The following is a 12,951-nucleotide window of genomic DNA, read 5'->3' as shown; positions in this document are numbered from 1 at the left end:
ACAGACATAAACATCACACCTTTCAGGTGGAAAGGTGTTATCTTAGTTGGGACGTGGTCCCCGTCACAGGGAGCGCCGGAACCATCCCCCAGCTGGAAAGAATTCGATGACGAACCCTCCACCTCAGCCTAGCCGGAGTGCACACGCTCTCCCCTGTCACCTCGTGGTCATGGGGGTATCGGGTTCCGGGAAGTCCACCCTGGCGGCGGCGCTGGCCGCCGAGCTGAACCTGCCGATGGCCGAGGCAGACGAGTTCCATCCGCCCGAGAACATCGCCAAGATGGCGTCCCAGACGCCGCTGACAGATGAGGATCGCTGGCCCTGGCTCGACGCCCTGCGCGACTGGATGTCCTCCCAGGCGGAGACCGGCAGTGTGATCACCTGCTCCGCACTGCGCCGCACCTACCGCGATGTGCTGCGCAGCGCCCGCGGGCGGGTGGTCTTCCTCCACGTCGACGTGGAGATCCCCCGGCTGAACACCCGACTGGCCCACCGCAGCGGACACTTCATGCCCCCGGCGCTCCTGGAGTCCCAGCTGAGCACGCTGGAAGCGCTCGACCCGGACGAAGACGGCATCGTGCTCGCCAATGACTCCACGGTGGAGGATCTCCTGGAATCAGCCCGTGCCTGGCTCAGGGCCGAGATCAGCAGCACCGAGACCAGCAGCACCGAGACCAGCAGCACCGAGACCAACACGCCCGAGACCAACACGCCCGAGATCACCGGGAAGCCCGATCCTTCATGACGCCTCGGCGCGCGGTGTGGTGATCTGACCCGGCACCCCGACAGGCGGCCGGAGGGCCGATAGAGTGGAGGAATCCGATCCTGTCCGCGCCCGAAAGGACGTCGCATGCCTGACCGCCGTTACGAGGTGCCCGCCGCCGATGACTCGGTGCAGCAGCTCGTGGACATGCTGCAGCTGCAGCACCTTGACCCTGAGGATGCCGAAGCCGCCGCCGGCCGCGGCGCGGAGGATCACTTCCTGGGACCGGTGTTCAAACAGGCCTATTGGCGGGTCTTCGGCGGACAGGTCCTCGCCCAGGCGGCGACTGCGGCGATGTCCACGGTGGACTCCGACCGGCTGATCCACTCCGTGCACGGATATTTCCTGCGCCCCGGCGACGCGAACAAGCCGATCCAGGTCTCCGTGGAGCGGCTGCGCGATGGCGGGTCCTTCTCGGCGCGACGCAGCCAGGCCTATCAGGACGGGATCCCGATCCTCTCGATGATCGCGTCCTTCCAGCGCCCCTCCTCCGGGGTCTCCCACCAGCGCCGGATGCCTCAGGGTGTCCCCGACCCCGAGGATCTGGCACCCCCGCAGGAGCTGGTGGGCCACGTCAAGCATCCGATCGTGCATGAATGGGCCCATGGACGACCCTTCGACATCCGTCACGTGGACCGCCCGATCTATCTCGAGGCCGATCAGGATGCCCACGCCACCAGCGCGGTCTGGCTCAAGACCAAGGCTCCGCTGCCCGATGACCCGAACATCCACCGGGCGGCGATCCTCTACGCCTCCGACTACACGCTGCTGGAACCGATCCTGCGGCGTCACGGGCTCTATTGGGCCAAGCCGGAGATGAAGGTTGCCTCCCTGGACCACGCCATGTGGTGGCATCGGGATGCCCGCGCCGACGAGTGGCTGCTCTACGTCCAGCAGAGTCCCAGCGCACAGAACGCTCGGGGGCTGGCGCAGGGTTCCATCTACAGCCGCAATGGTGCCCTGGTCGCCTCAGTCGCCCAGGAGGGCATGGTGCGACCGCCGGAAGGTCTGCGACCGAAGCTCTCGGAGAAGATGCAGCAGACCCTGGTGCACAGCTCTCGGGCCACCCGGGCGATCAACAAGAAGTACGCGCAGACCTGGTCCTCGCGCTACCTGGAGACCTGAGCCGACGCTCAGCGGCTGGTGAGCAGGCTGACGCTGCGGTACGCCTGCAGGCTGGCCGCCGCCGTGGCCTGCCAGGAGTAGGCGCCGGCGAGGGTGGCCGCCGTCGTGCTGTAGCGGCTCCAGGCGCGCCGGTGCAGCACCAGCCAGCGCATCTGCTCGGCCCACAGCTTCGGGTCCAGGCTGGGGATCAGGCGGCCGCTGCGGCGATGCGTGATCAGCGCGGAGAGCCCGCCGACGTCGTGGGCGAGCACCGGGGTGCCGCAGGCCATGGCTTCCAGGGCGACCAGCCCGAAGGACTCGCTGAAGGAGGGCACCAGCACCGCATCGCTGCTCCGGAAGAGCTCCGCGAGCTCCTGGTGCGGCAGCGGGGCCATCGCCTGCACGGCGTCGGCGACTCCGGCCTGTGCCGCGAGGGCCGCCAGGTCCAGCACGTCCTCGCCGCTCTGACTTCCTGCCACGATCAGCTGCACCGGCACCTCGGGCATCATTCTGCGCAGCTCCCCCAGGGCCTCCACCGCGACCTGTGGACCTTTATGCGGCTGGAGCCGGCCGGCGAAGGCCAGCCGCAGCGGACGCTCACGCAGCGGCCCGGACCGGGGATCGATCCCCGCCGGAGGCCGGAACACCTCAAGGTCGACGCCGGGGCGCACCAGGGCGATGGAGTCCGCCTCCAGACCGAAGATCCGTTGCAGGTCGGCGGCCTCGCGCTCGGTGTTCGCGGTGACCAGATCGGCCGCGCGCGCGATCTCGGCTTCGGCGTGCCTGCGCCGTGGGCTCTCCTGGGCCGCAGGGTCGAGCTCCTGCTTCACCGCGGCGATCGTGTGCATGGTGTGCACCAGGGGGGCCGAGAGCGCCTGGGCCAGCTGGATCCCCGCGAGTCCGGAGATCCAGTAGTGCGAATGGATCGTGGTGACCTGGCTGCCGTCCACCGACTGCAGGCTGCGCACCGCACGGGTGGCCAGCGCGTCGACCTGCTCGTATAACAGCGCCTTCTGCGTCCGCGTCGGCTCTCCCACGGCGAGGGTGTGCACCCGCCGGCCGTCCTCCAACACCGTGACGCCATCGGAGTCCGCCGCATGCTCCGCATCGACGTCGCTGGTGACGATGTCCACCGTGAGGCCTGCCTGGGCGAGCGCGGCGCTGAGCGCGTTGACGTAGACGTTGAGCCCACCGGCGTCCCGGTTCCCGGCCTGGGCGAGCGGGGAGGTGTGCAGACTGACCATGACCACGCGCGCCGGGTCCAAGCCGGTCTGCGCGGGTCCGCAGACCTCCGCAGGGACGCACTCGGTGGACATGTGGCTCTCCATGACGCCGCGCGACATCGCGGCGCGGCTGAGGGGTGGGTGGTTCGATCCTTATGCTACAGCGCGGTCATCGCCGCAGGTATTCCGCACAATCCTGCGTCGCACCGCTGCTCGCCGGTGCGTCTCGGTGCAGCAGCCAGAGACCCTGGGCGTCCTCGATGACCGGCTCGAAGCCCAGCCGTTCAGCCCGGGCGAAGGCCTGTTCTGGGCTCAACGGGTTCGACCCGCCCAGCTCTTCCACGGTGTCATCGATGATGATCCAGGTCAGCGCCTCTTCATCGGTGGTTCCGTTGAGTCCCACCGAGGTGCGGTCCACCAGGTGTGGCACTGCGGTGTCCGCGGCCTCGACACAGACACCATCGGGCACCGCGTCGGTGACCTGTTGGTGGGCCAGCGCCCGCTCCCCCATGGTCCAGTTGTCTCCGGTCACGGTGCGCTGCAGCGGGAAGACGCCGGGGAACGCGAGAGTCCCCACCAGGCCCACCGTGATGACCGTGGCGGGAAGTCCCACGCTCAGCGGACGCAGCCGTGGCCACCGTGCGATCATCCGGCGGGCGACGTCGAACCCGGCGAGCAGGAAGATCGGCGCCAGGATCGCGTCGTACTGGTAGATCACCGACCAGACGTTGGCCCGGTCGTTGAAGAGCCGGGAGAGCAGAATCGGTGCGCCGAGGATCACATAGGGCGAGGCGAAGGGCAGCAGCAGCAGCGGCAGGAAGTGCAGCGCCCAGAGTCCCACCTTGGCCGGGTCATCGAAGAGGATCACCACGGCGTTCCAGGGCTGGGTCAGCAGGAACAGGATCGCCGCGCCGGCGCTGGGGCCCAGAGCGGTGAACTCCCAGTAGCCGAACTCCCCGGCCGCGGAGAAGTGCGGAATCACCAGCTCCACGGCAAACCAGTAGCCGAAGACGCCCAGGGCGGCGGTCACGAGGGCGGGCAGCCAGGCGCGCTTGAACGCCAAGACCATGGCCAGCGCGATCAGCGTCACGCCCATGTCCTCGCGCACCAGCAGCAGCACGGCACCCAGACCCACCGCCAGCCACATCCGTTGGCGCTCGATGGCCCAGATCACCCACGCGATGAGCGGGACGCCGAAGGCGATCTCATGGAAGTCCCAGTTCACCAGTGCCTGGAAGGGCCAGAAGAGCAGCAGGGCGACGGCGGCGAGCAGCGCGGGCAGGTGACTGAACCACCGGCGCACCACCAGGTAGACCGGCAGGGCGGTGGAGACCAGCAGCGCGATCATGCCGATGTTGAGCACCCGGGGGTCGTCCCAGATCCAGTACAGCGGCGCGAAGGCGGCGATGATGGGGTGGAAGTGATCTCCCAGCAGGTGGAAGTCCTCACCCTTGATCGGCACGATCGGGGCCTTGAACAACGCGTACTGGCGGACCGCCTGGTCGAAGATGCCCAGGTCATAGCCCTTGGCCTCGAAGTTGCGGAAGCGCAGCAGGGAATGGACCAGATACAGCACAGCGGCCGCCGTCATGACGGCGGCCAGCTGGAGTCTATGCGATGTGGACAAGTGCCCCGGGAGGGATTCGAACCCCCGACCGGCGGATTAGAAGGCCGCTGCTCTATCCCCTGAGCTACCGAGGCGTGGACACGCAGAGTCTCAGCATCCTGAGCAGGTCCAGGCAGAGAGTCTACCTGCTCAGGACAGCGGGCTTTTCCCCAGATCGGTGCGACACGCCACCGGGTCCCGGCCTGTGCACACCCGCGCATCGCATCCGCGACCGGGAGTTGGCAGCGCGAAGACTGAGCGGACCCCGTCACCGACTGCCACGGCCCGCGGCGGGGCTGGGCACGCCGTGCCGTCCATGACCGGCCGTGACAGAGATGGAGCAGAACAATGAGCGAGACGATCACGGTGCGTGGATTCCTCGGCGGCGAGGTGGACGACTTCATCACGCCCCAGGGACTGCCGATCTCGAACTTCCGCCTGGGGTGCACTCCCCGGCGCTATGACCGCAAGACCGAACGCTGGGTGAACGGGGAGACCAACTGGTACACGGTCTCGGCCTTCCGGCAGCTGGCCCAGAACGTGAAGAGCAGCCTGAGCAAAGGAGACCCGGTGCTGGTGACGGGTCGGCTGCGCGTGCGGCAGTGGGAGAACGAGAAGGGTCAGCGCGGGACCTCGGTGGAGATCGACGCCGAGGCGGTGGGCCATGACCTGACCTTCGGCTCGGGGTCCTTCACCCGACTGGGCGGGTCCAGCTCCGGGGAGGACAGCTCCCGCGGCGGGACCGGGGAACACGCGGAGACCGCGGGTGAGTCATCGGGCGAGTCCCCAAGCTCGGCCGCGGACTCGGTCTGGGGCACAGCCGCGAGTTCCTCCGACTCGGAGGACTCGGACCACAGCCCGAGCACCGAGGAGGCGCGCGAGACGCAGAAGGCCCCGTTCTGAGCCGCTGCGCGGTGTCCCAGGGACTCGCCCTGAGGGGGAACGACTCGGCCCGCCTGCGGACACCGAGGTGGTGTCCGCAGGCGGGCCGGTCAGTGTGACTGAGCCTTGCGACGCTCAGTCGCGGGTGAGCCTGCGGTGGGTCACCCGGTGCGGGCGGGCCGCGTCGTCACCGAGGCGCTCCACCTTGTTCTGCTCGTAGGACTCGAAGTTGCCCTCGAACCAGTACCAGTTGGCAGGGTCCTCATCGGTGCCCTCCCAGGCCAGGATGTGGGTGGCCACGCGGTCCAGGAACCAGCGATCGTGCGAGATGACCACGGCGCAGCCGGGGAAGTCCAGCAGCGCGTTCTCCAGTGAGCCCAGGGTCTCCACGTCGAGGTCGTTGGTGGGCTCATCGAGGAGCAGCAGGTTGCCGCCCTGCTTCAGCGTCAGCGCGAGGTTCAACCGGTTGCGCTCACCGCCGGAGAGCACGCCGGCCTTCTTCTGCTGGTCCGGTCCCTTGAACCCGAAGGCCGAGACATAGGCCCGCGAGGACATCTCCACAGCGCCGACGTGGATGAAGTCCAACCCGTCGGAGACGACCTCCCACAGGCTCTTATCGGGATCGATCCCGGCGCGGGACTGATCGACGTAGGAGAGCTTCACGGAGTCGCCCACGGCGAGCTTGCCGCCGTCGAGTTCTTCCATGCCCACGATGGTCTTGAACAACGTGGACTTGCCGACGCCGTTGGGGCCGATCACTCCGACAATGCCGTTGCGCGGCAGCGAGAAGGACAGCCCGTCGATGAGCTGACGGTCGTCGAAGCCCTTCTGCAGGTTCTCGGCCTCGATCACCTGGGTGCCCAGGCGCGGACCCGGCGGGATCTGGATCTCGTCCATGTCGAGCTTCTTGGTGCGCTCGGCCTCGGCGGCCATCTCCTCGTAGCGGTTCAGACGGGCCTTCGACTTGGTCTGGCGGCCCTTGGCGTTGGAGCGCACCCACTCCAGCTCCTCGGAGAGTCGCTTCGCCATCTTGACGTCCTTCTTGCCCTGGACCTTCAGACGAGCCTGCTTCTTCTCCAGATAGGTGGAGTAGTTGCCCTCATAGGGGTAGAGGCGACCGCGGTCGACCTCACAGATCCACTGGGCGACGTGATCAAGGAAGTAGCGATCGTGCGTCACGGCGAGCACGGCGCCCTCATAATCGGCAAGGTGCTGCTCGAGCCAGAGCACGGACTCAGCGTCGAGGTGGTTCGTGGGCTCATCGAGCAGCAGCAGGTCCGGCTTGGAGAGCAGCAGCTTGCACAGCGCCACGCGGCGGCGCTCACCACCGGAGAGCACGCTGACGTCAGCCTCCGGAGGCGGGCAGCGCAGCGCATCCATGGCCTGCTCCAGCTGCGAGTCCAGGTCCCAGGCATTGGCGGCGTCGATGGCCTCCTGCAGGGTTCCCATCTCCGCCATCAGAGCGTCGAAGTCGGCGTCCGGGTTGGCCATCTCCTCGGAGATCTGGTTGAAGCGCTGCAGCTTCCCGTAGATCTCACCGACGCCCTCCTGGACGTTGCCCAGGACGGACTTGTCCTCGTTCAACGCCGGCTCCTGCATCAGGATCCCCACCGAGTACCCCGGGGACAGACGTGCCTCGCCGTTGGAGGGCTCATCGAGCCCGGCCATGATCTTGAGGATGGTGGACTTGCCGGCACCATTGGGACCGACGACGCCGATCTTGGCGCCGGGGTAGAAGGACATGGTGACGTCATCGAGGATGACCTTGTCGCCCACTTTCTTGCGGGCGCTGATCATCGTGTAAATAAACTCTGCCATGGTCCCCAGGCTAGTCGGCGGGGCAGAGAATCTGCTAATGGGCCTCGCGGCCCGCTGGTCCTCAGTCGATCAGGTCCAGCTGGTGCGGGGAGCGCCCGGTGGCGGGGCGCAGCTCCACCCGCCACCGCTGGGAGGCGATCTCGGCGACGTCGTCGATGGTCGCAGGCTCTGCTCCTTCGGCGCGCAGCAACATCCCCGCGAGCAGGCCGCGGGCATGTTTGGCGAAGTGCGTGATGACCTTGCGCTGACCCTCGCGCTCGGTGAAGGCGTTGACCATCAGGCTCTGCTCCGGCGCAGGCCGGTGCGCCTGGGCGTAGGAGCTGGAACGGCAGTCCACGACCAGCTGATCCCCGATGAGCTCGGACAGCGGCTGGTGCAGGGCGCTCTTCCAGAAGCTGCCCAGCCGCCCAGGCGCGGGGTGGGCCGGCGCGGCGCCGGGTCCCTGACCGGTTCCGGGTGCGCTCAGAGCCACGCCCATGGAGAGTCGGTAGGCCGGGATCTCATCGGTGAGTGATGTCACCCCGAACAGTCCCGAGAAGATCAACACCTGCCGGGAGGCCCGCTCCAGCTGCTCGGCGGTCAGCGAGGCGGGGTCCAGCGCCTCGAAGAGCACCCCGGTGTAGATCTCATGCGCCGGCGCCGCGGGAGCATGGGCAAGCTCGGTATTGGCGCGTACCTGAGGCATCACCTTCTCGCCCACGCCGAGGACCTCGCGTGCCTGCTCCGTGCCGCTGATCTGGATCAGCGCGTCCATCACGGTGCGGCGTGCGGTCTCGAGCTCGGGCAGGGTGAGGCGGTCCAGGTCCATCGGCGGGGCGCCGGGATCGGCCGGAGGCGTCTTGCCCTCGGAGGGCGGCAGGAAGATCAGCACCGGGCAAGGCTAGCAAGGGCTCCTGCGCATCATCGCCCGGGTTGCGCCGCTGGGCACGGAGTCCGGGGTTGGATCCCGTAGCATGGTGAGCCGGGACGGGTCGGTCAGACCATCGCGGCTCGAGACTGAGGCCCACCGGAGACGGCGGATAACTGCCTCGGGCCGAGGAAAGTCCGGGCTCCGCAGGGCAGGATGGTGGGTAACGCCCACTCGGGGTGACCCGCAGGCCAGTGCCACAGAAAACAGACCGCCGGCGGCGCTCGTCGTCGCTGGTAAGGGTGAAACGGCGGTGTAAGAGACCACCAGCGCCCCAGGTGACTGGGGCGGCTAGGCAAACCCCATCCGGTGCAAGGTCGAACAGGATGTGTTTGAGGGCTGCCCGCCTGAGCATCCGGGTTGACCGCTTGAGGTCCGTGGCAACACGAGGCCCAGATGGATGATGGTCCGCCTCGGTGAGCAATCACCGTGGCCGACAGAACCCGGCTTATCGACCGACCCGTCCCCCACCCACTCCTCTGTGCCCTCCGGGCCGATCTGAAAGCCGCTCCCTCCCCGTGCCCTCCGGCGCCGAGCCAGCCCGGTTCGGCTAGACTCGCCTACGGACACATCGCGGTGTTCGCTTGTGATTCGAGCACCCGATGGGTCCACGTAGACAACGACGTCTAGACGAGTGAGGACACGTCCAATAATGACCACTGAAGCAGACGAACAACTGCGCAGCTGGATCGACCGAGAGTCCCAGGCTGAGGCCATGATCCCTCTGCTGGGCAAGCTCTACCGAGAGAACAATGTGGTCACCGGGATCTACGGTCGCCGACTGGTTAACCGGTCCGCCATCGAGATCCTCAAGGCCCACCGCTTCGCCCGCCAGGTCGATGAGACCGAGCTTCCGGTCTCCCAGACGCTGCCCCTGGTGCAGGCACTGACCACCCTTGATCTCGGTGCCGCCAGCATCGACGTCGCCCGGCTGAACTCCCGGTACCGGAACTCCGCCTACTCCGCCACCGGGGACATGGACGCCTTCCTGCGTGAGGAGCTCGCCGAGGTGATCGGCCGCGGCGGCGAGGGCATGATCGAGCCGCGCGACGTGGTGCTCTACGGCTTCGGACGGATCGGTCGACTGCTGGCCCGGATCATCGTGGGCAACGCCTCCTCGGCCTCCGGGCTGCGGCTGCGCGCGATCGTGGTGCGCCAGGGGGCTGAGGACGACCTCGCCAAGCGCGCCTCGCTGCTGCGCCGGGATTCGGTCCACGGACCCTTCGAAGGCTCCATCCGGGTGGATGAGGAGAATCAGGCGATCATCGCCAACGGCACCTTCATCAAGGTCATATACGCCTCGGATCCGGCCGCAGTGGATTACACCGCCCACGGGATCAGCAATGCCGTAGTGGTGGATAACACCGGGCGCTGGCGCGACGAGGCGGGACTCAGCCAGCACCTGCAGGCCAAGGGCGTCTCCCGGGCGCTGTTGACCGCTCCGGGCAAGGGGGACCTGAAGAACATCGTGTTCGGGGTCAACCAGGACCAGATCAGCTCGGAGGACACGATCATCTCCGCGGCGTCGTGCACCACCAACGCGATCACCCCGGTGGCCAAGCTGATGGACGAGGCCTACGGGATCGACCACGGCCATGTGGAGACGGTGCACTCCTACACCAATGATCAGAACCTGATCGACAACTTCCATCCCGGTGAACGGCGCGGTCGCTCGGCGGCGCTGAACATGGTGATCAGCGAGACCGGCGCAGCGAAGGCGGTGGCCAAGGCGCTGCCTCAGCTGGCCGGGAAGCTCTCCGGCAACGCCATTCGAGTCCCGACCCCGGACGTCTCGATGGCGATCCTGAACCTGGAGCTGGAACGGGAGACCACCAAGGAGGAGCTCAACCGGTTCCTGCGGCGTGAATCCCTGGAGGGCCCGCTGCACAAGCAGGTGGACTACATCGACTCCGCCGAGGTGGTCTCCACCGACTTCGTGGGCACCCGGGCGGCGGGGATCGTGGACGGTCTGGCGACCATCGTCAACGGCAAGCAGGCGATCCTCTACGTCTGGTACGACAACGAGTTCGGCTACTCCGCCCAGGTGGTCCGGGTGCTGGAGCACATGACCGGCAGCGCCCCGGTGAAGTACCCCAAGGTGCAGCCGCGCGACGCCTCTGTGAACAACGGCGCCACCGCGGCGGCTCGCTGAGCGCCGAACCGGCACGCGTCTGGGCCTGAAGACGACGACGGCGACCTTCCCCTCCTGGGTGGGTCGCCGTCGTCGTCCTGGTCTGTGAGGCAGCCCAGTTCCTCATGGAACACCTGGACCCGCGTGTCAGACCGAGGCTTGCGGATGCCGAGTGCGTGGATTACGGGCGTCCCCGGCGCCTGTCGTGAAGCGGTTGAGCAGCCGATGACAGGCGAGTGTGAGGCCCTAGGCGGTGTACATGCAGACCGCAGAGCGAGCCCCTGAGCTTTCACCCGAAGACGCGCCTGTTCCCCTACAGGCCTGACGAGCCTCCGGAGCTCCGGCGTGCCTCTCCGGCCTGCGCGTCGGGATCCGATGCGGCCGTGTCCTCCTCAGATCCGAGAGGATCCGCACCTGTGTCGGACTCGGGCTCTCCGTCGCGCGGTGGGGCGTCTGGATCGACCAGCATGCCAGGTTCGGTCTTGGCTATGATCCGGGTGCCGGTCAGGTCCCCGGTGACGTTGCACAAGGTGCGAGCCATGTCCAGGATCGCGTCAATGCCGGCCACCAACGCGACCGGCGCCATCGGCAGCCCGGCAGCAGTGACGGCCATGGTGAGCATGATCAGCCCGGCTCCCGGCACCCCGGCGGTCCCGATCGAGGCCAGCACCCCAACGGCGGCTACTGTGACCAGCTGGGTCAAGGTCAGCTGCGTGCCAGTGACATTGGCGATGAACACCGTCGCCGCGCCCACGTAGATGGCGGTGCCGTCCATGTTGATGGTTGCGCCCAGCGGCAAAGTGAAGGAGTAGACGCCCTTGCGCACCCCGAGTCGCTCGGCCGCCTGGATGGTGACCGGCAGGGTGCCACTGGAAGACCGGGTGACGAAACCGGTGAGCATCGGCTCTTTGGCCTCACGGAAGAACCGCCGCACGGGTGCACGAAACAGCAGCAGGATCAGCGCGTAGACGAGGATCTGCAGGATGATTCCGCCATAGATCACGCCGGTCAGCGAGGCCAATGGCAACAGCGCCTCGGTCCCTGTCTCTCCCACCACGACGGCGATCAGCGCGAACACACCGATCGGCGAGTACTGCAGCACCCCACGGATGATGAGGAAGACCAGTTCCACGCCGCCGTCGACAAACCTTCGCAGATGCATGCCCAGACCGGCTAGATGGTCGTCGGTGCTGTCCTGCATGAACGCCAGCGCGATACCGGCCACCAGGGCAAAGAACATCACCGAAAGCACTTCGCCGCCGGCAAGGGCGCTGAAGATATTGTCCGGGACGATGCCGGTGAATACCTCGGCCAGCGGCGGGGCGGCCTGCTCATCCACCTCGGTGTCCCCAGGCAAACTCAACCCTGCGCCAGGGGACAACAGCAACGCGATACCGATGCCGATCGTCATGGCAAATGCAGTGGTCACCATGTAGTAAAGGAAGGCCTTGCCGCCGATGCGTCCCATCGTTTTAGGAGAGACAGAGGCTACTCCAGCGATGAGGGTCAGCAGGATCAGCGGCATCACCAGCATGGTCAGCAGGCGCAGGAAGATATCCCCCAGCGGCTGGACAACGGCGATCGGCGGACCCACCACCAGTCCGGCAACGACGCCGACGACTAAGGCGACGGCGAGCTTCCAGATCAGCGGAACGTCCAAGTACCAACGCCAGGGAGACCGACGCGACGCCGACGTCTTCCCCGCAGTGCTGCGGGACGGTGAGGAACCAGCCATGGTCATTACTCTCCTGCAGGGCGGTCCCGAAAAGGCCACGACCCGTCGACGACAGTGCAGGGACAAGTGTTACACGGCCGGGTCACACCGGTGTGACACGACACTTCCCCTTTTGTGCCTCCGAGACTTGGGTTTGCCGCACTCATATGTGGCAGTTCAAGCTTTCACATATCGTTCCAGCACCCGAAACAATTTTCTTCTGGGTTTCTGTCTCAGGCAGACTAGCGATTATCGATCCTAGCCCGGGGCCAAACCCCCGTCGTGCGTGAGGCTTGATCAAAGGCATTCCGGCTACCTCTACTGAGCTGCACCGGATGCGGGACGCTCAGCCCACAGGCCGGATCCGGCTGCGGCTCGGGTCCCATTCGGTCCCGGCGGCGGAGGCGTCCATCGCCTCGTTGCTGAGCGCATCGGCGTCGCCGTTGTCCTTGCGCGGGATCCAGGTGTAGCGCACCTGAGTCGGGGGCAGGATGGTGGAGGCCTCTGCGGCCAGGCGCTTCATGTCCTCATGCTTGATCTTCCAGCGCCCGCTCATCTGCTCCACCACCAGCTTGGAGTCCAGCTTGACCTCGACGAAGGCCTCGGAGTCTAGATCGCGGGCCAGCCGCAGCCCTTCGATGAGCCCGGTGTATTCGGCGACGTTGTTGCTCGCCTTCCCCAGCGGGGTGGCCTTGGTGGCGAGGATCTGCCCCGCCTCGTTGCGGACCAGGGCGCCGGAACCAGCGATTCCAGGATTGCCGCGGCTTCCGCCGTCGGCCTCGACGAACAGAGTGGTCATGGCT

Annotated in this window: 10 protein-coding genes, 1 tRNA gene and 1 other RNA gene; 5 read left to right on the top strand and 7 right to left on the bottom strand. The window is 67.0% G+C overall.

The genetic code is table 11. The annotated features are described in order from the left end of the window. Nucleotides 1–169: 169 nt before the first annotated feature. Nucleotides 170–745 carry a gluconokinase gene (locus tag HNR24_RS02975; RefSeq protein WP_310735371.1) on the top strand — a complete coding sequence of 192 codons (576 nt, stop codon included), beginning with the start codon at nt 170–172 and terminating at the stop codon, nt 743–745. Between the two features lie 105 nt (nt 746–850). Then, nucleotides 851–1,888 (top strand): acyl-CoA thioesterase, encoded by a 1,038-nt coding sequence (locus HNR24_RS02970; protein ID WP_058889150.1) that lies wholly within the window; start codon nt 851–853, stop codon nt 1,886–1,888. 8 nt (nt 1,889–1,896) lie between these two features. Here HNR24_RS02970 and HNR24_RS02965 read toward each other — a convergent pair whose 3' ends face one another. From HNR24_RS02965 to HNR24_RS02955, 3 genes are all read right to left on the bottom strand, one after another. Then, nucleotides 1,897–3,183: a glycosyltransferase gene (locus HNR24_RS02965; protein ID WP_182494969.1), complete on the bottom strand. Its 1,287-nt coding sequence runs from the start codon at nt 3,181–3,183 to the stop codon at nt 1,897–1,899. Between the two features lie 76 nt (nt 3,184–3,259). Further along, complete coding sequence (locus HNR24_RS02960) at nt 3,260–4,717, bottom strand: DUF2079 domain-containing protein (protein WP_259392391.1); 1,458 nt, start codon at nt 4,715–4,717, stop codon at nt 3,260–3,262. Nucleotide 4,718: 1 nt separating this feature from the next. Then, nucleotides 4,719–4,791 (bottom strand) — tRNA-Arg (locus HNR24_RS02955). 253 nt (nt 4,792–5,044) lie between these two features. Between HNR24_RS02955 and ssb the strand changes: the two genes are divergently transcribed. Further along, the gene (ssb, locus tag HNR24_RS02950; protein ID WP_182494968.1) at nt 5,045–5,599 is read left to right on the top strand and encodes a single-stranded DNA-binding protein; all 555 of its coding nucleotides are present in this window, start codon (nt 5,045–5,047) and stop codon (nt 5,597–5,599) included. A gap of 114 nt (nt 5,600–5,713) precedes the next feature. Here ssb and ettA read toward each other — a convergent pair whose 3' ends face one another. Continuing rightward, a complete protein-coding gene (ettA, locus tag HNR24_RS02945; protein WP_058889147.1) occupies nt 5,714–7,396 on the bottom strand; it encodes an energy-dependent translational throttle protein EttA in 1,683 nt (560 codons plus the stop codon). A 61-nt stretch (nt 7,397–7,457) separates the two neighbouring features. Further along, nucleotides 7,458–8,267: a YaaA family protein gene (locus HNR24_RS02940; RefSeq protein ID WP_058889146.1), complete on the bottom strand. Its 810-nt coding sequence runs from the start codon at nt 8,265–8,267 to the stop codon at nt 7,458–7,460. 96 nt (nt 8,268–8,363) lie between these two features. Here HNR24_RS02940 and rnpB point away from each other — a divergent pair. Both rnpB and HNR24_RS02930 read left to right on the top strand, forming a co-directional pair. Continuing rightward, nucleotides 8,364–8,770: RNase P RNA component class A (gene rnpB, locus HNR24_RS02935), an RNA gene on the top strand. Nucleotides 8,771–8,955: 185 nt separating this feature from the next. Then, on the top strand, nt 8,956–10,455 hold the full coding sequence (locus tag HNR24_RS02930) for a glyceraldehyde-3-phosphate dehydrogenase (RefSeq protein ID WP_058889145.1): 1,500 nt from the start codon (nt 8,956–8,958) through the stop codon (nt 10,453–10,455). Nucleotides 10,456–10,747: 292 nt separating this feature from the next. Here the strand turns inward: HNR24_RS02930 and HNR24_RS02925 are convergent, their stop codons facing one another. Next, on the bottom strand, nt 10,748–12,094 hold the full coding sequence (locus tag HNR24_RS02925; protein ID WP_259392390.1) for a dicarboxylate/amino acid:cation symporter: 1,347 nt from the start codon (nt 12,092–12,094) through the stop codon (nt 10,748–10,750). A gap of 400 nt (nt 12,095–12,494) precedes the next feature. Next, on the bottom strand, nt 12,495–12,947 hold the full coding sequence (locus HNR24_RS02920) for a reverse transcriptase-like protein (RefSeq protein ID WP_182494966.1): 453 nt from the start codon (nt 12,945–12,947) through the stop codon (nt 12,495–12,497). Nucleotides 12,948–12,951 lie beyond the last annotated feature (4 nt).

It is taken from the genome of Nesterenkonia sandarakina (assembly GCF_014138825.1).
In the GTDB taxonomy this organism is placed as follows: domain Bacteria; phylum Actinomycetota; class Actinomycetes; order Actinomycetales; family Micrococcaceae; genus Nesterenkonia; species Nesterenkonia sandarakina.
The sequence above is the reverse complement of the archived record's forward strand: the minus strand, read 5'-3'. Positions and strand labels throughout refer to the sequence as shown.